Here is a 19,209-nt window from a genome sequence, read left to right as displayed (position 1 = left end):
CTCTAATCCCCGGTGATGCGGGCCCGGGCGCCCGAGCGGGTACGCCCGGCGGTCTGGGCCCGCTGCGGGTGGCGGCGTACGTACTCGCGCTCCAGCTCGTTCATCCGCTGCGTGTGGGTGACCAGGGCGTCGTCCGACCCGTGCAGCAGGGTCTCGTGGCGCGTGCGGTGGATGGCCTCCAGCTCCTTGAGCAGTCGGCCTTCCTCCAGTTTCCGCGCCGACGGACCGCCATCGTGCTCCGTCATGGCACGCACACCTCCTCCGCGCTCGGGTCGGCCCTCGCCGAAGCGGCCCTCCGCTTCCATCATCACCCGCACCGCGCCGCGCGGCCCGGCCGACCGGTTTCCGGTATTTCCCGCTCCTGCCCCGCCCGGCTCAGCAGATGCGCGGCAGCTGCTCCCCGATCGGCAGGTCGACCACCCGGGTGCCGCCGAGGCCCGTGCGGGCCACGACAAGGCCGGGGTGTGCACTGACCGCCTCGCCGATCACCGCCGCGTGACGGCCCAGCGGGTGGGCGCGCATGGCGTCGAGGACCGCGTCGGCGTGCTCGCGCGGGACGAAGGCCACCAGCTTGCCCTCGTTGGCCACGTAGAGCGGGTCGAGGCCGAGGATCGCGCAGGCGTTGCCGACGGCGGCGGGGACCGGGACACGGCCCTCGTGGATGACGACGCCGGTGCCGGAGGCGGCGGCGATCTCGTTGAGGGAGGCCGCCAGACCGCCGCGGGTGGGGTCGCGCAGGACGTGCAGGTCCGGAGTGACGGCGAGCATCGTTCGTACGAGACCGCCCAGGGCCGCGCAGTCGCTCTCGACGTCCACGCCGAACTCCAGGCCCTCCCGGACGCTCATGATCGCCACCCCGTGGAGGCCGATCTCGCCGCTGACGATCACGACGTCGCCGGGGACGACGCGCTGGGGCCGCAGGTCCACCCCGTCGGGGATCAGCCCGATGCCCGCCGTGTTGATGTACACGCCGTCGCCGTGGCCCGACTCGACGACCTTGGTGTCGCCGGTCGCCACTTCCACCCCGGCCGCGCGCGCGGCCGCTCCCAGGGCTTCGGCCACCCGCGCCACGACGGAGACCTCGACGCCCTCTTCGAGGATGAACCCGCAGGACAGGTAGGCGGCTGCGGCCCCGCTCATGGCCAGGTCGTTGACCGTGCCGTTGACCGCCAGATCGCCGATGCTGCCGCCGGGGAAGAACAGCGGCCGCACGACGTAGGAGTCGGTGGAGAAGGCCAGCCGGACTCCGCCGAGCGACAGGGCGGCGGAGTCCCCGAGCTGGGCCAGTACCTCACCTCCGAACGCGGGGGCGAAGAGGTGCTCGACGAGTTCGGCCGAGAGCGCGCCGCCGCCGCCGTGGCCCATCACCACGCGGGGCCGGTCGCGCAGGGGGGCCGGGCAGGTCCAGCCGGTGATGTCGAGCGTGGTCCCGGGCCGTACGGTCCCGGGCAGTGTTGTCTCAGGCAACGGGGCTCGCCTCCGGCGATACGGCGGTCGTGGCGGGAGTGAGCTCCAGCCGTCGGTACAGGTAGTACGCGGCGCACGCGCCCTCGCTGGAGACCATCGTGGCGCCGAGCGGGCTGCGCGGGGTGCACAGCGTGCCGAAGGCCTCGCACTCGTGCGGTTTGAGCAGCCCCTGGAGCACTTCGCCGCTGCGGCACTCGGCCGGCTCCAGGGTCTTGATCCCGGTCACCGAGAAGCGGTGCTCGGCGTCGTACTCCCGGTAGCGGGCCGACAGCCGCCACCCGCTGTCCGGGATGACGCCGATGCCGCGCCAGGCGCGGTCGGTGACCTCGAAGACGTCCTCCAGCATGGCCAGGGCCGCCGGGTTCCCCTCCGGGCGCACGGCGCGCGCGTAGGCGTTGTCGACGGTGTGCTCGCCGCGCTCCAGCTGCCGTACGGCCCGGCGAACGCCTTCGAGGATGTCCAGCGGCTCGAAACCGGTCACGACGATCGGGACGCGGTGGCGGGCCGCCAGCTCGGGGTACTCCCCCACGCCCATCACGCTGCACACGTGGCCGGCCGCGAGGAAGCCCTGGACCCGGCAGCTCGGCGACCGCATGATCGCCTCGATGGCCGGGGGGACGCGGACGTGCGAGACCAGCAGGCTGAAGTTGCGGATGCCCAGCTTCTTCGCCTGGTACACCGTCATGGCGTTGGGCGGTGCGGTGGTCTCGAAGCCGATGCCGAAGAACACCACCTCGCGCCCCGGGTTGTCCTGCGCGATCCGCAGCGCGTCGAGCGGGGAGTAGACGACCCGTACGTCGCCCCCCTCGCTCCTCACCTGGAAGAGGTCGCGGCCCGTGCCCGGGACGCGCAGCATGTCGCCGAAGGAGCAGAAGATCACGTCCGGACGGGAGGCGATCTCCAGAGCCTTGTCGATGACCTCCAGCGGGGTGACGCACACCGGACAGCCCGGACCGTGGATCAGTTCCACCTGCTCCGGGAGCAGTTGGTCGATGCCGTGCCGGATGATGGTGTGCGTCTGGCCGCCGCAGACCTCCATCAGGGCCCAGGGGCGGGTCACGGTGGCGTGGATGTCGTCGAGCAGCCGGCGGGCGAGCTCGGGGTCCTGGAACTCGTCGATGTACTTCACTTGCGGATCTCCTCCTGCCGGACCTCTCCGTGCGGCGCCGCTCCGGCGGGAACGTCAAGGCCGTCCGGTTCGTCGTCGAAGGGCCAGGGGGCGCCTCCGGCCGCTGCGGCCGCCTCCCAGGGATCGCCGAACTCCTCCTGCAGCATGCCGAGTTGGGCGAAGAGTTCGAGAGTCTGCTTGGCCGACTCCTCGTCGAGGCGCTGAAGGGCGAATCCCACGTGGACGATGGCGTACTCACCGACCTGGAGGTCCGGCAGGTACTCCAGGCAGACCTCCTTCTGCACGCCGCCGAAATCGACGGTCGCCATGCGGGTGCCGTCCCTCTCCCCGATGTCGAGCACTCGGCCGGGTACCGCCAGGCACATGGGTTCTCCTTCGCTAGGGGTGGTGTTGCGTGGGGCGGACCGCTGCCGCCACCATGAGCTGGCCGAGGGACAGTCCGCCGTCGTTCGGCGGGACGCGGGTGTGCCGCAGGACGGTGAAGCCCCGCTCGCGCAGGATGCGGGCGCACGCCGAGGAGAGCAGGGTGTTGGCGAAGACGCCGCCGCTCAGCGCGACGGTGTCCAGGCCGTGCCGCTCGCGGGCGAGCCCGCAGAGCTCGCCGACGAGGGCGGCCACGGAGGCGTGGAAGCGGTGGGCGATCACCGCCGTGGGCACGCCCGCCCGTACGTCGGCGACGACGGCGGCGAGCACGGGCGCCGGGTCGGCGGTGACGGGGGCGGCGGTCGCGTCGCCGCCGTCGCCGTCGCCGTCGCCGTCGCCGTCGCCGTCGCCGTCGCCGTCGCCGTCCGCGGGATCGCGCAGGCCGAAGGCGTACGCGCCTCCGGCGTGCGCACCGGAGGCGGTGAGCGCCGCGGACTCCAGCTCGATCGCGGCCTGCGCCTCGTAGCCCGAGCGGTGGCACACACCCGCCAGGGAGGAGACGGCATCGAAGAGCCGGCCCATGCTGGAGGTGGGCGCGCAGTTCAGGTTCCGCTCCAACTGCCCGCGCAGTACGCGCAGTTCATCCGGCGGACAGGCGGCGACACAGGGCAGGTCCGACGCCCAGTCGATGCCCGCAGAGCGCAGATGGGACAGGGCCATGCGGTACGGGCGGTGCACGGCGGCGTCCGCGCCCGGCAGGGGGGCGTAGGCGAGGTGGGCGAAGCGCGTGTACCCGGCGTAGTCGGCCAGGAGGAACTCGCCGCCCCAGACCGCGCCGTCGTCGCCGTAGCCGGTGCCGTCGAAGGCGACACCGATGACCTTCCGGTCGCCGCCCCGGCCGTGTTCGGCCATCGCGGACGCGATGTGCGCGTGGTGGTGCTGTACGCGGACGAGCGGCCGGCCGGTGGCGGCACGCCGGGCCCACTGGCCGGAGCGGTAGCCGGGGTGCCGGTCGGCGGCGAGCAGGGCGGGCGTGACGCCGGTGATGGACTCCAGCTGCCGCTCGGCCCGCTCGAAGGCGTACTGGGTGGCGAGGTCGTCCATGTCGCCGATGTGCGCGGACAGCCAGGCCCGGCGTCCTTCGCCGAGGCAGAAGGTGTTCTTCAGGTCTCCCCCGGCGGCGAGGGTCGCCGGGACCGGCAGCGGGAGCGGCACGGGCAGCGGGGCGTGGCCTCGGGAGCGCCGCAGGGTCAGCGGCTCGCCGTCGCAGACACGCACGACCGAGTCGTCGCAGGGCACATGGATCGGGCGGTCGTGCGTGAGCCAGGCGTCGGCCAGGTGGGCGAGCCGGTCCAGGGCCTCGTCGTCGTCGGTGACGATGGGCTCGCCGGAGAGGTTCCCGCTGGTCATGACGAGCACGCGGGGGCCCGGCGGGTCGCCGGGCAGGCCGAGCAGCAGGTGGTGCACGGGCGTGTACGGGAGCATGACGCCGAGGTCGGGGCAGCGCGGGGCCACTGCCTCGGCCAAGGCGTCCAGGGCGCGCGGAGCGTCCCCGCCCCGGCGGCGCAGCAGCACGATCGGTCTGACCGCGCCGGTGAGCAGGGCCCGTTCCTCCGGGCCGATGTGGGCGAGGGGCTCGACGTCGGCGAGCTCCCTGGCCATGAGCGCGAACGGCTTGTCACCGCGGTCCTTGCGGCGGCGCAGCTCCGCCACGGCGCCGGCGCGGGTGGCATCGCAGGCGAGGTGGTAGCCGCCGAGTCCCTTCACCGCGAGGATCGCCCCGTCGGCCAGCAGCCGGCGGGCCGCGGCGACCGGGTCGGCTCCGGTCACCTCGCGGGGCGGGTGTCCCGCCAGGAGCCGCAGCCGGGGCCCGCAGGCCGGGCAGGCGACCGGCTGGGCGTGAAAACGGCGGTCGGCGGGGTCGGCGTACTCGCGGGCGCAGTCGGGGCACATCGGGAAGCCCGCCATGGTGGTGTGGGCGCGGTCGTAGGGCAGCCCGGTGACGATGGTGAAGCGCGGCCCGCAGTGCGTGCAGGTGATGAAGGGGTGGCGGTGGCGGCGGTCGGCCGGATCGGTGAGCTCGGCGAGGCAGTCCGCGCAGGTGGCCACGTCAGGGGAGACCAGCGTGCGGGCGGGGCCGCCGGTCCGGGAGGCGACGATGGTGAACCCGGCGCCGCCGGCCACGGGCACCTCGCAGTGCTCGACGGCGTCCACCACGGCCAGCGGGGGCGCCTCCGCCGCGAGCCGCTCGCAGAACTCCGAGACCGCGTCCGCCCTGCCCTCGACCTCCGCGACGACGCCGTCAGGGGTGTTGGTGACGTGCCCGGCGAGGCCGAGGCCGGTGGCACGGGTGTACACGTACGGGCGGAAGCCGACGCCCTGCACCACGCCCCGGACGATGATGCGGCGGCGCTGGACGGCCTCCATCAGCGGGTCTGCGCCACGGGCTGCGGGGTCCCGTGCCCGTGCCCGTCGCCGTGATCGTGATCGTGCCCGTCGCCGTGACTGTGTCCGTGCCCAAGCCCATGCCGATGTCCATGTGCGTGCGGATCGCGCGCCATGACCGGCGTGTGCGCCGCCGCGCCCGCGCCGACCGCCAGCGCCCGGTCGAGAAGCAGGCCCACGCCCTCCCCCGCGCGGGCGGACGTCAGCGCCACCTCCACGCCGGGGTTGACGCGCTGGACGTTCGCGCGGAAGGCCGCCTCGTCGAACTCGACGGCCTCCGCGATGTCGGTCTTCGTCACCACCACCAGCTGAGCCAGCCCGAAGGCGGTCGGATACTTCAGCGGCTTGTCCTCGCCCTCGGTGACCGAGGCGAGGACCACGCGCAGGGACTCGCCGAGGTCGTAGGAGGCCGGGCAGACGAGGTTGCCGACGTTCTCCACGAAGAGGATCCGGGTGTCCTCGGGCAGCCACCCGTCCAGGTGCCGGCCGAGCATCCCCGCCTCCAGGTGGCACAGCCCGTCGGTCAGCACCTGCTTGACCGGTACGCCGGAACGGGCCAGGCGTACCGCGTCGTTCTCGGTGGCGAGGTCGGCGGTCAGCGCGGCCACCGGCACCCCCCGCTCCCGGGCGAGCAACAGTTCGCGCTCCAGCAGCGCGGTCTTCCCGCTGCCCGGGCTGGAGAGCAGGTTGACGACCGCGGTTCCGCGTGCGGTGAGTTCGGCGCGCAGGGTGCCCGCCACCTCGTCGTTCTTGGCGAGCACCGCCTGCCGTAGATCGACCACTCGGCACATGGTTCAGGCCTCCTCGGAGATCGGTTCGCGGGTACGGGCGCAGGGCGGGCCGTCCTCCCAGTCCACGCTGACGATCTGCAGCTCACGACCGGAGAGCAGCTCCACGTCCCCGGCCCGCGCGCAGCCGGGGCAGCACAGGTCGGGGGGCATGCCGGTCGGCCACTCGCGTGGGCACGCGCCGCAGCGTGCGCGGGCCGCGACCGTCTCCGTGACGAGTCCGGCGCCTTCGAGCACCGTCCCGGCACAGGCCAGTTCGAAACAGAAGGCCAGCGCGTCGGGGACCACTCCCGCCAGCTCCCCGACCTGGAGCCGGACCGTGGTGACGGCGCTCGCGCCGCCGGCCCGGGCCGCCTCCTCCACCTGGCCGACGACGGCCGTGGCGATCGACATCTCGTGCATAGGACTCCGTCCTGCCGGGGCTCATTACACCGGCAGGACGGGGACGGTGCGGTCGGGCACGCCGACGCGCGCCACGCCCCGTACGCCATTCGGGCGCCGGGGCGGGCGCCGGCTCACATCCGGACCATGCGCAGGTAGCGCTTGATGTCGGGGAGCAGCTGCGTCAGTACGACGACCGTGATGGCGGCGGTCACGCCGCTGATGATGGCCTTGCTCACGGGGTACTCCTCAGTTCTCGGGAAGGCATGACGGCTTCGTATCCCGTCGGGGATCCGGTCGAAGCGGCGGGCTCGGTCTCGGCCTCGGTCTCGGTCTCGGCCCGGAGCAGGTCCAGGACCATCCGGACGGCGCGCGGCACCGCCGCGGCCACCGGTGCGCTCAGGCCGATGCCCTCCTCGATCGAGGCGGGTTCGCAGCCGACGACCAGCGTCCGCCGGGGCGGGGTGCTTCCGGTGCCGGCGCACAGGGTGTCCAGCAGCGCGAGGACCGCGTCGGGGGACATGTGGTGGCCGTCGAGGACGGCGCCGCCCGGCGGGGCCGGGCCCCCCGCATCGGCCTCGATGAGGTAGAGCGTGCCCGGGTCGCCGCCGCGTGCGGTGGCGTCGACCAGGACCAGCGTGTCGTAGCCGTCGAGGAGCTGGTAGGCGAGGTGGACTCCGCGCACGCCGAAGTCCACCACCTCGACGTCGTCCGGGAGCGGGTGCGCGGACAGGCCGCGCACGGCCTCGACGCCGAAGCCGTCGTCGCCGAGGAAGACGTTGCCGATGCCGGCGACCAGCGTTCTGCCGCTCACGCGTCCTCCAGCGGGGTGAGCTCGTCGGGCTGGAAGTAGAGGAATCTGCCCTGCTCGCGGCGGATGTCCGCGCCCGGGTCGTCCTCGACGGTCACGGCGAGGTGCACTCCCCCGTCGACGTCGTGCAGGACCGCCTCGACCCGTGCGGCCATGCCCTGGAGGAACAGGTCCTGGGCGTCGGTGCGGCGCAGGCCCGGGCGGAGGAGGACGCGGCTGCCCACGCCCACCGGTACGCCGTCGATCGTGATCCGGTCGCGGGCCGGGTCGGCGGTGTCGCCCCCGGCCGGGTCCCACCAGGGCGTGTCCGGCCTGAACACCGCTTCCTCGTCCGGGAGTTCCGTGATCAGTTCGGGTACGTCCGGCGGCGCCGCGCCCGGGTCGGTGATCTCGCGCAGGGCGCGGACCGCTCCGTGCAGGCGCTCCAGCACCTCGGGCGGCATGGAGTCGGCCAGGTCGATCACGGCGGCGGCGCGGTCGTCCGTACCGCGCGCCTCGCGCTTCTCCTGCTCGGTGAGGGCGGCCGTGCGCAGGGCGAGGATCTCGTCGATCTCGGTGGCGTCGTACATGGCGCCGGCGCTCTCGGGGGCGATGGCCGGGTGGTCCTCCAGGATGATCGGAGAGGACAGGACCACGTCGGCGCGGCCGGGTTCACCCGCCAGTACGGGCCAGGTGTGCCGGTTGACGCAGGAGGCGACCGCGCCCTTGGCCCACTCGGGCGGGTCGGTCATGGACAGGAAGGAACCGGAGTCCAGGCCGAGCAGCAGGTGGGCGGCGACCAGCGAATGGGGCAGCGCGGCGTCGCGGTCGTCCGAACCGGGCCGAGGTGTCCAGGGGCTGGCGTTCTCCACGACCGCGGTGAGCTTGAACACCCGGTAGGGTACGGGCACTTCGGTGGCCCGCAGCCGCACGACTCCGACGATCTCCTCGCTGCGCCGCACCAGGCGGCCCACGGTGCGGCCCTGGGCGTCGAGCACGTCCTCGGTGTCCTCGCGGGCGGGTCGGCGGAACGGGAGGGTGATGCCCTCGCCCACCAGCTCGGCCGTCGTCGCGGACAGCTCGACGCGCTCCTCGGTGCCCTCGTCCCAGGGGACGAGGACCCGGTCGTCCAGGTGGAGTTCGGCGACCTCCGTGAAGGTGCCGCCGTCCCCGGCCCGCTGGACGGTGCGGCGCCGGGCGTGCAGGAAGCGCAGCTCCACGGAGAGGCTCGCCTCGCCCCTGGGCTCCATCAGGATCTCGGTCTGCTGGTGCGCGTGCTCGTCGTGGGCCTGTCCCCACTCGGGCGGTACCAGGACGCCGAACTGCCAGCGCAGCCGGTTCTTGGCGGCCGAGGCGCGGTACGGGTAGAGCACGTACCCCTCGAAGAGGACGGCGTCGGCCACCTGCCGGGCGGTGGCGAAGCGGGGGTCCGCCGCGGCCGTCGTGGCCGTCGTGGTCATGTCGCGGTCCTCTCGGTGACACGGGGCGGTACGGAGCCGAACCGGACGGGCGGCGGCGGGGGTTCGGCGGGGGTGGCCGCGTCGAGCAGGGCCCGTACGGTCGACTCCCAGGAGGCGAGGGCGTGCCGCGAGCGGAAGGCGAGCAGTTCTGCCATGGTGTCGCGGGGCAGCCGCAGCCAGCCGCAGCCCGGGAAGTGCTGCTCGACCATGTCGCGCCAGACGTTCACGGGCATCCGGTACGAGGCTTCGCGGTCCCAGGGCACGGGCTCGACGCGGAAACCGCCGGCGCCGGTGAAGGCGGTCCCGGAGAACAGCATCAGCAGCGGCGCCTCCCCGTCCTCCAGGGCGTCGAAGTACCGGGTCGCCGCGATGTCCATGTCGTAGGTGCAGGGCACGACCAGTTCGGTCTCGGTCTCCCCGGTGAAACTGGGCACCATGACGGCGACCTGGGCGAACTGGACGGGCTGCAGGGTGGTGCCCCACCGGGCGCGCTCGCCGAACAGGTCGGCGAGGCCGTCGGCCTCCTTGGGGCCGTAGCTCCGGCGGGCCGGTTCGATGCGGATCTGGCAGCGCAGGGCGAGGGCGTGGACCCGGGCGTCCCCGGCTGCGGTGATCCGCAGCCGGAAGACGAGGGTGGGACCGGCCGCGTAGGGGTCGGCGCGCACGCCGGTGCAGGTGAAGGCGAGGTCCGTCATCGGACTCCGTCCTCCGCCACGGCCCGGGCCCGCCGCTCCACCCGCTCGAAGAAGGCGTCCAGCTCAGCCCGGGCCTCGGCGCCGCCGTCGAAGCCCTGCCACAGCAGCCGCATCCGTCCCACCAGCTCGTAGCAGATGTCGATCGGCACCAGATGGCAGGTGGTGCGTCCCGCCGAGCGGCGCAGCAGCAGCGCCTCCACGTCGGGTTCGAGCAGCTCGGACAGCCGGCTCGCGCCCAGTACGGATTCCCAGGTCGCGGGGTCGAGTTCACTCTCGGTGGCTCCGGCCGGGCTCGGGTAGAGGGCGACCAGCCGGTCGAGGGCGGCGTTACGGAAGAAGAACGCCACGGAGACCGGGATCTGGAGCCGTTCCCAGGCGCCCTCGTCGAGCCGGTGGCCGGGGTCGGCGAGGTAGCGGTCCGGAACGGTCCGGTACCGCCCGGTGGCCGCGCCCGGCCGGTCGAACAGCAGGGCGCAGGCGGTGCAGGCGCAGACCAGCGTCCGCTTCTCGGTCTCCACCAGGTGGCGGTGGCCGTCCTCGGGCACCGCCACCGCGCAGAGTTCGCAGCGCTCCGGCCGGGGCGGGCGCGGGCCCGTGAACCGGCGCAGGCCGCGCCGCAGGTCCGTCGCGGCTGCGGGCCCCGTCACGGCACCCGGACCGGGGTGTGCGGCCGGACGCCGATCTGGAGCAGGGGCGGTCCGGGGGCGGCGGCGGGCTCCATCTCCACCCCGGTCACCTCCGGGGCGAAGCAGACCAGGGCGTCCTCCAGCGTCCGCCGGACGGTTTCCGGGCCGCTGCCGCCGCAGCCGCATCCGGTGGCGGCGGCCCGGGGACGCAGCCGCAGCACGCCGGTGGTCTCCTCGAAGCCGAGCAGTTCCACGGGGTCCTCCGCGGCGTCCAGGGCGCGTGCGATCCGCGTGTGGACGTCCTCGGGGTGCAGACCGTGCAGCGAGAGCAGGCTCGCCACCAGCTCGTCGTCCAGCACCCCTTCGAGCGGGCCGCCGCCGAGCCGCTCGACGATCCGGGCGAGTCCGGCGCCGTAGAAGTCCATGAGCACGCGCACGAGTTCCTCGGCGGCCTCGCAGGCCGCCCGGTCGCCGGTGGCGGCCAGCCGGTCGAGGACCTCCTCGACCCGCTGCCCGGCCAGCCGGGCGTCGACGGCCGCGCTCATCCGCCCAGTCCGCTCAGGCCGGTGGGCACGTGCATCGACTTCACCGTCTTGCCGCCGCCCACGTACATGTGGACTCCGCACGGCAGACAGGGGTCGAAGCTGCGCACGGCGCGCATGATGTCGATCCCCTTGAAGTTCTCCGGGGTGTTCTCCTCGAAGATCGGGGTGTTCTGGACGGCGTCCTCGTACGGTCCGGGCGTGCCGAAGGTGTCGCGGGTGCTGGCGTTCCACGGGGTCGGCGGGTAGGGGTGGTAGTTGGCGATCTTGCCGTCGCGGATCACCATGTGGTGCGAGAGCACGCCCCGTACGGCCTCGGTGAAGCCGACGCCGATGGACTCGTCCGGCACCTCGAACTTCTCCCAGGTCTGGGTGCGTCCGGCGCGGACCTCGGCGAGGCCCTTCTCGGCGCAGTGCAGGGCGATGGCGGCGGCGTACGCCTGGAAGTAGGTGCGGGCGCGGTTGCGCTCCAGGGCGTTGCTCCACTTCGGGATCTGCCACTCGAAGCGCGTCTCGGGCTTGGTCATCGTCTTCGGCAGGTTGATGACCACGCTGTGCCCGGTGGCCTTGACGTAGCCGACGTCGACGAGCCCGGACAGGGCCGTGGACCACAGGCGCGCGATGGGGCCGCCTCCGGTGTCGAGCGCGAGGTGGTCCTTGCCGTCGAACCAGCGCGGTGACATCACCCAGCTGTACTTGTCGTCGAAGTTCCGCTTCTGCGGGGCGGGGATGGTGTGCTGGTTCCACGGGTGGCGGGGGTCCACCGGGTTGCCGAGCGGGTCGTGCGTGACGAACTGCTCCTGGCCCGCCCAGTCGTCGTAGTACGAGCTGCCGAGCAGGATGCGGATGCCGAGGTTGATCTCGGTGAGGTCGTTGGTGACCAGCTTGCCGTCGACGATCACACCCGGGGTGACGAACATCTTCCGGCCCCAGTCGGACATGTTGGCGTACGTGAAGTCGCAGTGCTCGGGGTCGTTGAGCGCGCCCCAGCAGCCGAGCAGCACGCGGCGCCGGCCGACCTCCTCGTACCCGGGCAGGGCCTCGTAGAAGAAGTCGAAGAGGTCGTCGTGGAGCGGCACGACCTTCTTCATGAACTCCACGTAGCGCATCAGGCGGCTCATGTAGTCCGTGAAGAGCTGGACGGAGGCGATGGTGCCCACGCCGCCCGGGTAGAGCGTGGAGGGGTGCACGTGGCGGCCCTCCATCAGGCAGAACATCTCCCGGGTGTAGCGGCTGACCTGGAGGGCCTCGCGGTAGAACTCGCCCTCGATGGGGTTGAGGGAGCGCATGATGTCGGCGATGGTCCGGTAGCCGTGGTCGCCGGCGTGCGGGGCCTCGGTGCGCTCGGCGAGCTCCAGGACCCCGGGGTTGGTCTCGCGGACCATCTTCTCGCAGTAGTCGACCCCGACCAGGTTCTCCTGGAAGATGTTGTGGTCGAACATGTACTCCGCCGACTCGCCCAGGTTGATGATCCACTCGGCGAGGTGGGGCGGCTTCACCCCGTAGGCCATGTTCTGCGTGTACACGGAGCAGGTGGCGTGGTTGTCGCCGCAGATCCCGCAGATGCGGCTGGTGATGAAGTGCGCGTCGCGGGGGTCCTTGCCGCGCATGAAGACGCTGTAGCCGCGGAAGACCGACGAGGTGCTGTAGCACTCGGCGACCCGCTTCTGCTTGAAGTCGATCTTCGTGTGGATGCCGAGGCTGCCCACGATCCGGGTGATCGGATCCCAGGCCATCTCCACCAGGCCGCTGCCGTCACCGGCCGCCTTCGTCTTCGGTGCCATCGTGTCTGCCGTGACCCTTCTTCTGTACGGAGTTCGTGAGCGAGGTGAGGACCTGCGGGTCCGTCACCAGGGCGGGCGGTAGCCCGTGGTCAGCCTCTGGCCGCTGCGGCGCCACTTGGGCTCCTGGTCCACCGTGTGCGCGGTGATCGAGCGGAGCCTGCGGATGACGGCCCCGTACGCGCCGCTGGCCTTGGTCGACACCTTGGCGCCGGGAGGCTCGTCCATGAAGGGCATGAACTTGTCGGGGAAGCCCGGCATCGTGCAGGCGATGCAGATGCCGCCGACGTTGGGGCAGCCGCCGATGCCGTTCATCCAGCCGCGCTTGGGCACGTTGCACTTGACGACGGGACCCCAGCAGCCGAGTTTGACCAGGCACTCGGGCGAGTCGTAGGTCTCGGCGAACTGGCCCTGCTCGTAGTAGCCGGCGCGGTCGCAGCCCTCGTGGACGGTGGCGCCGAACAGCCAGGTCGGGCGCAGCTTGTCGTCGAGCGGGATCATCGGGGCCGAGCCCGCCGCCTGGTAGAGCAGGTAGGTCAGGGTCTCGGAGAAGTTGTCCGGCTGGATCGGGCAGCCCGGCACGCACACGATCGGGATGCCGGCCTTGGAGGTCCAGTTCCAGCCCAGGTAGTCGGGCACGCCCATGGCGCCGGTGGGGTTGCCCTCCATGGCGTGGATGCCGCCGTACGTGGCGCAGGTGCCGATGGCGACGACGGCGAGGGCCTTGGGGGCGAGCCGGTCGATCCACTCGCTGGTGGTGATGGGCTGACCGGTCTCCGGGTCGTCGCCGAATCCGCACCAGTAGCCCTCGGGCTTGATCTTCTCGTTGGGGATCGAGCCCTCGACGACCAGCACGAACGGGTCGATCTCGCCCCGCTCGCCCTTGAAGAACCACTCGATGAACGTGTCCGCGCCGCCGACCGGGCCGCATTCGAAATCGATCAGGGGCCAGTGCACCTGGATCTTGGGCAGTCCGGGCAGTACGCCCGTCACGATCTCTTCGATGCTGGGCTGCATCGCCGCTGTCAGGGAGACGGAGTCGCCGTCACAGCTCAGTCCCGCGTTGATCCAGAGGATGTGGATCGGAGGGTCTTCCACAGGGGCCGACGTCGCTGGATCCATGAGGATGCCTCCTTGGGGAGGGGCTCGGGGCGGACTAGGGGGCGAGGCGGCGTTTGCTGCCTCGCCTTTCTTGCTAACAGCCCGCGGCTCCGCGTGCCGCGTCATGTGCGGCCAGTCCAGTGACCGGGCGCTGCCGGGAGGGCGGCGGGGCAGTGTGCCGCCCCGCCGCGGAACGGGCCAGATGGGGCGGTGTCGCGGTCGCCCGCTCCTTGCGGACGAAGGCGCGGCGCAGGGCGTGGTAGGGGGCGTCCGGGTCGAAGAAGGTCTGCCGCATCAGGGCCAGCTCGGCCTCCCGGTAGGCGGCCAGGGGCTTCTGCGCCTCGTCGCGGTCGCGGTGCGCCTTCTTCCGGGCGATCCGGGAGGCGGTCGCGGGCAGGGCGGCCAGATGGGCCGCCAGCCGCGCCGTCTCCGCGGCGAAGGCCTGGGGCGCGCAGCGGACCGTACGGTCGACCAGCCCGAGCCGGTGCGCGGCCTCGGCGCTCAGCGGCAGGGCCTCGGACGTGAGGCGGTCCGCGACGCCGGTGCCGACGCGGCGCGGCAGGGTGTAGGTCCAGTACTCGGAGCCGTGCAGCCCCATCAGGCGGTAGTGCGGGTTGAGCACCACGCCGGAGCGGCACCAGACCTCGTCGGCGGCGAGGGCGAGGACGGCGCCTCCGGCGGCGGCGTTGCCGCCGACGGCGGCGACGACGAGCCGGTCGGTGGTGGTGAGCACGGCCTCGACCAAGTCGTCCATGGCGTTGATGTTCGCCCAGGACTCCTCGGCCGGGTCGGCGGCCGCCTCGATGACGCCCAGGTGGATGCCGTTGGAGAAGAAGTCCCGTCCGCCGCCGAGGACGAGGACGGTGGTGGGGCGGGTGCAGGCGATCCGGTAGGCGTTCAGCAGGCGCCGGCAGTGGGCGGTGCTCATGGCGCCGCCGGGGAAGGAGAAGGACAGGAAGCCGGTCTGGCCCTCTTCCCGGTAGCCGATGTCGGACCAGGTGCGCCGGCGCGGGTCGGTGTGGAGCGGGGCGGGGTGTTCCCGCAGTGCCGGCAGCCGGCCGGCGAGCGCCACGGTGGCGGGAAGTTTGGGGGCGGCGGGTCCGCCCGGGGCGCGCGGGGCCCGGAGTTCGGGGATCCAGACGGCGCCGTCGGCGGTGGCCCGGCAGATCGCGCCCGCCCGGGTGGCCAGCAGTTCCCCGGGGCGGCCGCGCAGGCGGTCCTCGGCGTGGCCGCCGTGCAGGAACCACTCGGCGCCGAGCAGTTCGTCCCGTACGCCGGGCTGTGAGTCGGCGGCGCGCAGGGCGCGCAGGACGCGCTCGGTGGAGTCGGCCTCCCAGTCGATCCGGCGGTGCTCCTGGCGCAGGGCGGGGCGCGGATGTCCGGCGGCCTGCGGCCGGGGGGTGTAGGTGCCGGAGGCGAAGCGGTCGACGGCGAGGTGTACGGCTTCCAGCGCCGCGTCGGCGATCTCACCGCGGTAGAGGTCGCTCTTGCCCACCGGCGGTACGGGGCATTCGACGTGGGCCCAGACGGCGCCGGCGTCCATCTCGGCCTCGGCCTGCAGGACGGTGACGCCCCATCGGGTCACCTGCTCGTGGATCGCCCAGTCGAGGGAGGAGGGACCGCGGTCGCCGACCGGTCCCGGGTGGACGATCAGGCAGGTGTGCGCGGCCCAGACCTCCTCGGGGACGGCGGTCCGCAGCATCGGCGCGAGGACGAGGTCGGGCCGGTGGCGGCGGACGGCGTCGGCGAGCGGGACATGGGGCAGGGCGAGTTCGACGGCCACGCTGTGACCGCGGTCCCGCAGTTCGGCGTGGACGCGCTGGGTGAGGCTGTTGAACGCGCTCGCGACGAGCAGGACGTGCACGTGATCTCCCAGCGGCGGCCCGGAGCCGCGACGCCTGGGCGCCCCGGCTGATCGTGACCGGGCGGGACCTCGAAATCGTCATGACCGGCCGCCTGAGATGGTCGGCGACGCCGACGGGGCCGCGCCCGCCGCCGAGCGGCGGTGTCACTCGAAAGCGGCCCTGGCGGGGGCCACTCGGCCGCAGCGCGGCGTCCCGGAGGCCGACACCCGGATGCCGCGGTTCCCGGCTCTCCACCGCCGACGAGTAGACACTGTCTAGGAATCTTGGTAGACAGTGTCTATGACACAGGAGAGCCAGGAGGGCCCGCTCCGCGAGCGGTTGATCGACGTCGGCGTGGAACTCGTACTGACCGAGGGGCGTTCCGCGCTGGGGCTCCGCGAGATCGCCCGCCGGGCCGGGGTCTCCCACGGCGCGCCGCGCCGCTACTTCCCCACCCACCAGGCGCTGCTGTCGGCCATCGCCCGGCGCGGGTTCGCCGACCTCGGCGCCCGGTTCGCGGCGGCGAGCGCCGGGGCCGCGTCGCCGCGCGAGCGGGTGCGGGCGCTGGGGGGCGCGTACGTGGGCTACGCGCTGGAGCACCGCGGCATGTTCGAGCTGATGTTCCGGCACGAGCTGCTGGACAGCACCGGCCAGGAGCCGTCGGGCGGACCACGGCTGCGGGAGTCGACACGGCCGCTGTTCGAGCTGCTCGCCACCCTCGTCTCCCGCTGCGGGGCGGACGACCCCGAGGTCACCGCGGCCGCGCTGTGGGCCAACCTGCACGGCGTGGCGCAGCTGTGGGCGTGGGGCAGTCTGCCGCTGGTCCTGCCCGCCGCGACGGTGGACCGGATCGTCGACGCCGCCCTCGACGCGCACCTCGGTCCGGCTCCGGAGTCCTCGTGAGGCGGCGTCTGGCGCTGGCCGTCAGCGTCTCGGGGGCCGCGCTCGTCGCCCTGGACGGCACCGTGCTGACGGTGGCGCAGCCGAGCCTGCGGCGTGGTCTCGGGGCGAGCGTGGCCGAGGTCCAGTGGACCAGCACGGCCTATCTGCTGGCCGTGGCCGCCTTCCTGGTCGTCGCCGGGCGGCTCGGCGACCGGTACGGGCACCAGCGGCTGCTGTTCACCGGAGTCCTCGGATTCGCCGCGGCCTCGGCGGGCATCGCCTTCGCGCCCGGCGTGGGCTGGGTGATCGCACTGCGCGCCGTGCAGGGCGTGTTCGGGGCGCTGCTCCAGCCAGCGACGCTGGCGCTGCTGCGGCTCGCGTACCCGCCCGACCGGCTGGCCACGCCGATCGCGGTGCGGACCGGTGCGATCGGGCTGGCCGCGGCGGCCGGTCCGCTGCTCGGGGGCGTGCTGGTCGCGCAGTGGGGGTGGCGGGCCGTGTTCGCGGTCAACGTGCCGCTCGCGCTGGCCATCGCCGTGCTGACGCTCGCCGTACGGGCGCCGGCGCCGCCCCGCGCGGAGCCCGGGCGGCTCGAACTCACCGGCGCGGCCCTGCTGGCGGCGTCCCTCGCCGTCTTCGTGCACGCGCTGGTCGGTGTGCCGGCGCACGGCTGGACCGGTACGCCGACGCTGCTCGGGTTCGGCGGCGCCGCCGTGCTCGGGATCCTGTTCCTGCGCCGCGAGCGGCGCGCCGCGCTGCCGCTCGTACCGCCCGCCGTGGCCCGGTCGCGGCCGGTGGCGGCCTCGATGGCGCTACTGCTCGCCGTCTCCGCCGGGCTGTTCGGCACGCTGTTCACGGCGACCTTCCGACTCCAGGACGTACAGGGGCTGGACCCGCTCGACACCGGGCTGCGGGTGCTGCCGCTGACCGCGCTGATGGTCGCAGGGGCGCCGGTGGCGGGGCTGGCGTCGCGCCGGCAGGGACCGCGGCCGACCGCGCTGACCGGTACCGCGCTGGTCGTGCTCGGCATCGCGATGCTCGACGCCGAGCCCGCCTCGGCGCTCGGATTCGCGCTGCTCGGCGCCGGGTTCACCACCGTGATGGTCACCGCCACCGGGACCGTGGTCGGGGAGGCCCCGGCCGGGTACGCGGGTGTGGTCGGCGGGCTCAAGCAGACGGCCGCGAACATCGGCCCGGCCCTCGGGATCGCCGTCGCCGCGGGCGCGGGGGTGACGGGCTCCTCGCCGACGGCCCTGGCCCTGCTGGCCGCCGCGGGGCTGCTGCCGGCGTCACTCCTGCCCGGCCGCGGCGCGGGCCGTGCAGCTGCGGGCGACCTCGTCGGCGAAGCCGCGGGCCAGCGGGGTAAGGGCGGCCCAGCGGCGGACCGCCCAGCCGACCTTGAGGGGCGGCAGGCCGGGGACGGGGACCAGGCGCAGCGGCCCGTCGGTGCCGGGGACCCGCCAGCCTGGCAGCGCGGGTACGACGGCGTGGCCCAGGCCTAGTTCGGCGAGCAGCAGGGCGGTGTCCCAGTCGGCGACGCTGGTGTCCGAGCTCACCCGGATGCCGAATTCCGCGAAGGCCGCGTCCAGGTGCGCGCGGGAGGCGGAGTTCTCCGGCAGCCGGATGTGGCGGATTCCGGCGAGGTCGGCGGGGTCGATCCGGGCGCGGGCGGCGAGCGGGTCGTCGGCGCCGACCGCGAGCACCCAGGGCAGTGCCATGACGGGACGCTGCTCGATGCCGCGGACCGGGGCGCCGATGGTGATCCAGGCGAGGTCGAGGTCGTCGGCGGCGAGGGCGTCGAAACAGCTGCGGCTGGAGTTCTCCGTCTGGAACTCCAGGCTCACTTCGGGGTGCCGGCGGCGGAAGGTGACGACGGCCTCGGACATGAAGTGCCGCACGGTGGTCGCGCCGGTGGTGACGCGCACCGAGCCGCCTCCTCCCCGTACGAGGTCGTCCAGGCGGCGCAGGGCGCCATCGAGGCCCGCGATGCCGTCGGCGGCGGCTGCCTGGAGGATGCGGCCCGCCTCGGTGGGCACGACCCCGCGGGCGTGGCGCTCCAGGAGGCTCGCGCCGGTCTGCTTCTCCAGGCGGCGGACGTGCTGGCTGACGGCCGACTGGGTGCGGCCGAGGTCGCGGGCGACGGCGCTGAGGCTGCCCGCGCGGCAGACGGCCACGAACACGCGGAGATCGTCGAGGGTCACGACATCCAAGGTATCCCTTGGATGTGGGGAGCAAATCGGTGGATTGACTTGGGACTTGGGCTGGATCAAGATCGGTGCAGGGCCCGGGCGGCAACCCGTCCCCGCCGTCGCCACGGTCCGGACCCCAGGCGACGGCGGGGACGGGTGCCGACCCACCACCACCCCCCGAAGGGACGTGTCCCGTGCCGGACGAAGCCGTCGCATGGCTCCGGGAGCTCGGCGCCGAGCGCGTCGCGCATCCCGGCGGAACCCTCCTCGCCCACCTGGGACGCGTACGGGAGCTGCTCGCCGCCTGGGGAGCACGGCCCGCGCTCCAACAGGCCGGCCTGTGCCACGCGTTCTACGGGACGGACGGCTTCGCCACCGCCCTGCTGCCGGTCGCCCGGCGGGCCGAACTGGCCGCGGTCATCGGCGCCGAGGCCGAGGCCGTCGTGTACTTCTACGCCTCTTTCGACCGGGCGGCGTCCTATCCGGTGCTCGGCGAGGGGGAGTCGGCCGTACGGGACCGGTTCACCGGCCTCGTCCACTCCCCCGCCCCGCAGTTGCGCCGGGACTTCGCCGAGCTGTCCGCCGCCAACGAGCTCGATCTCGCGCGGACCGACCCCGCCTTCCGGGAGGCGTGGGGCGGCGAACTGCTCTCCCTCTTCGGCCGGTTCCGGGGTCTGCTGAGCGAGCCGGCCTGGCGGGAGTGCCAGGCCGTGCTCGGCGGGTGAG

The 19,209-nt window shown here is 73.5% G+C and carries 19 protein-coding genes and 1 pseudogene; 3 read left to right on the top strand and 17 right to left on the bottom strand.

Features of this window, described 5'->3' with window-relative positions:
• Positions 1 to 2: 2 nt before the first annotated feature.
• The 16 genes from OG737_RS29980 to OG737_RS29905 all read right to left on the bottom strand — a co-directional run bounded on the left by OG737_RS29980 (position 3) and on the right by OG737_RS29905 (position 15,432).
• Positions 3 to 245, bottom strand: a complete 243-nt coding sequence (locus OG737_RS29980) for a DUF6158 family protein (protein ID WP_328929328.1) — start codon at positions 243 to 245, stop codon at positions 3 to 5.
• Between the two features lie 130 nt (positions 246 to 375).
• Positions 376 to 1,365 carry a hydrogenase expression/formation protein HypE gene (hypE, locus tag OG737_RS29975; RefSeq protein WP_328930517.1) on the bottom strand — a complete coding sequence of 330 codons (990 nt, stop codon included), beginning with the start codon at positions 1,363 to 1,365 and terminating at the stop codon, positions 376 to 378.
• Between the two features lie 94 nt (positions 1,366 to 1,459).
• The gene (gene hypD / locus OG737_RS29970; protein ID WP_328929327.1) at positions 1,460 to 2,596 is read right to left on the bottom strand and encodes a hydrogenase formation protein HypD; all 1,137 of its coding nucleotides are present in this window, start codon (positions 2,594 to 2,596) and stop codon (positions 1,460 to 1,462) included.
• On the bottom strand, positions 2,593 to 2,961 hold the full coding sequence (locus OG737_RS29965; protein WP_328929326.1) for a HypC/HybG/HupF family hydrogenase formation chaperone: 369 nt from the start codon (positions 2,959 to 2,961) through the stop codon (positions 2,593 to 2,595). Before OG737_RS29965 ends, hypD begins: the two co-directional genes overlap by 4 nt.
• A 13-nt stretch (positions 2,962 to 2,974) precedes the next feature.
• Positions 2,975 to 5,386: a carbamoyltransferase HypF gene (gene hypF / locus OG737_RS29960; protein WP_328929325.1), complete on the bottom strand. Its 2,412-nt coding sequence runs from the start codon at positions 5,384 to 5,386 to the stop codon at positions 2,975 to 2,977.
• A complete protein-coding gene (gene hypB / locus OG737_RS29955) occupies positions 5,386 to 6,195 on the bottom strand; it encodes a hydrogenase nickel incorporation protein HypB (protein ID WP_328929324.1) in 810 nt (269 codons plus the stop codon). The genes hypF and hypB overlap by 1 nt, the downstream gene beginning before the upstream one ends.
• Positions 6,196 to 6,198: 3 nt before the next feature.
• Positions 6,199 to 6,594, bottom strand: coding sequence for a hydrogenase maturation nickel metallochaperone HypA (locus tag OG737_RS29950; protein ID WP_328929323.1), 396 nt, complete (start codon positions 6,592 to 6,594; stop codon positions 6,199 to 6,201).
• Between the two features lie 113 nt (positions 6,595 to 6,707).
• On the bottom strand, positions 6,708 to 6,812 hold the full coding sequence (locus OG737_RS29945) for a DUF6893 family small protein (RefSeq protein ID WP_405676951.1): 105 nt from the start codon (positions 6,810 to 6,812) through the stop codon (positions 6,708 to 6,710).
• Positions 6,809 to 7,387, bottom strand: a complete 579-nt coding sequence (locus OG737_RS29940; protein ID WP_328929322.1) for a hydrogenase maturation protease — start codon at positions 7,385 to 7,387, stop codon at positions 6,809 to 6,811. The genes OG737_RS29945 and OG737_RS29940 overlap by 4 nt, the downstream gene beginning before the upstream one ends.
• Positions 7,384 to 8,823, bottom strand: a complete 1,440-nt coding sequence (locus OG737_RS29935) for a hypothetical protein (RefSeq protein WP_328929321.1) — start codon at positions 8,821 to 8,823, stop codon at positions 7,384 to 7,386. Before OG737_RS29935 ends, OG737_RS29940 begins: the two co-directional genes overlap by 4 nt.
• Positions 8,820 to 9,518, bottom strand: a complete 699-nt coding sequence (locus tag OG737_RS29930; protein ID WP_328929320.1) for a DUF6084 family protein — start codon at positions 9,516 to 9,518, stop codon at positions 8,820 to 8,822. The genes OG737_RS29935 and OG737_RS29930 overlap by 4 nt, the downstream gene beginning before the upstream one ends.
• The gene (locus OG737_RS29925) at positions 9,515 to 10,165 is read right to left on the bottom strand and encodes a DUF5947 family protein (protein ID WP_328929319.1); all 651 of its coding nucleotides are present in this window, start codon (positions 10,163 to 10,165) and stop codon (positions 9,515 to 9,517) included. The genes OG737_RS29930 and OG737_RS29925 overlap by 4 nt, the downstream gene beginning before the upstream one ends.
• Entirely contained in the window at positions 10,162 to 10,689 is a 528-nt protein-coding gene (locus OG737_RS29920) for a hypothetical protein (RefSeq protein WP_328929318.1), read from the bottom strand. Before OG737_RS29920 ends, OG737_RS29925 begins: the two co-directional genes overlap by 4 nt.
• Complete coding sequence (locus OG737_RS29915; protein ID WP_328929317.1) at positions 10,686 to 12,470, bottom strand: nickel-dependent hydrogenase large subunit; 1,785 nt, start codon at positions 12,468 to 12,470, stop codon at positions 10,686 to 10,688. Before OG737_RS29915 ends, OG737_RS29920 begins: the two co-directional genes overlap by 4 nt.
• Before the next feature lie 63 nt (positions 12,471 to 12,533).
• Complete coding sequence (locus OG737_RS29910) at positions 12,534 to 13,589, bottom strand: hydrogenase expression protein HypE (protein WP_328929316.1); 1,056 nt, start codon at positions 13,587 to 13,589, stop codon at positions 12,534 to 12,536.
• A gap of 73 nt (positions 13,590 to 13,662) precedes the next feature.
• A complete protein-coding gene (locus OG737_RS29905; RefSeq protein ID WP_328929315.1) occupies positions 13,663 to 15,432 on the bottom strand; it encodes an enoyl-CoA hydratase-related protein in 1,770 nt (589 codons plus the stop codon).
• 280 nt (positions 15,433 to 15,712) lie between these two features.
• On the opposite strand from OG737_RS29905, the gene OG737_RS29900 reads away from it, so the two are divergent.
• Together OG737_RS29900 and OG737_RS29895 are read left to right on the top strand one after the other, a co-directional pair.
• The gene (locus tag OG737_RS29900; protein ID WP_328929314.1) at positions 15,713 to 16,315 is read left to right on the top strand and encodes a TetR/AcrR family transcriptional regulator; all 603 of its coding nucleotides are present in this window, start codon (positions 15,713 to 15,715) and stop codon (positions 16,313 to 16,315) included.
• Positions 16,312 to 17,796, top strand: coding sequence for an MFS transporter (locus OG737_RS29895; RefSeq protein ID WP_405922207.1), 1,485 nt, complete (start codon positions 16,312 to 16,314; stop codon positions 17,794 to 17,796). Before OG737_RS29900 ends, OG737_RS29895 begins: the two co-directional genes overlap by 4 nt.
• On the opposite strand, the pseudogene OG737_RS29890 reads toward OG737_RS29895, so the two are convergent.
• Positions 17,677 to 18,699: pseudogene (locus OG737_RS29890) on the bottom strand (LysR family transcriptional regulator); the annotation flags it as partial. The gene OG737_RS29895 and the pseudogene OG737_RS29890 sit on opposite strands and share 120 nt — an antisense overlap.
• On the opposite strand from OG737_RS29890, the gene OG737_RS29885 reads away from it, so the two are divergent.
• The gene (locus OG737_RS29885) at positions 18,678 to 19,208 is read left to right on the top strand and encodes a DUF6817 domain-containing protein (RefSeq protein ID WP_405922206.1); all 531 of its coding nucleotides are present in this window, start codon (positions 18,678 to 18,680) and stop codon (positions 19,206 to 19,208) included. The pseudogene OG737_RS29890 and the gene OG737_RS29885 overlap by 22 nt on opposite strands.
• Position 19,209 lies beyond the last annotated feature (1 nt).

The organism is Streptomyces sp. NBC_00122 (genome assembly GCF_045160845.1).
Taxonomy (GTDB): Bacteria; Actinomycetota; Actinomycetes; order Streptomycetales; family Streptomycetaceae; genus Streptomyces.
This window is presented reverse-complemented; position numbering and strand designations above follow the sequence as displayed.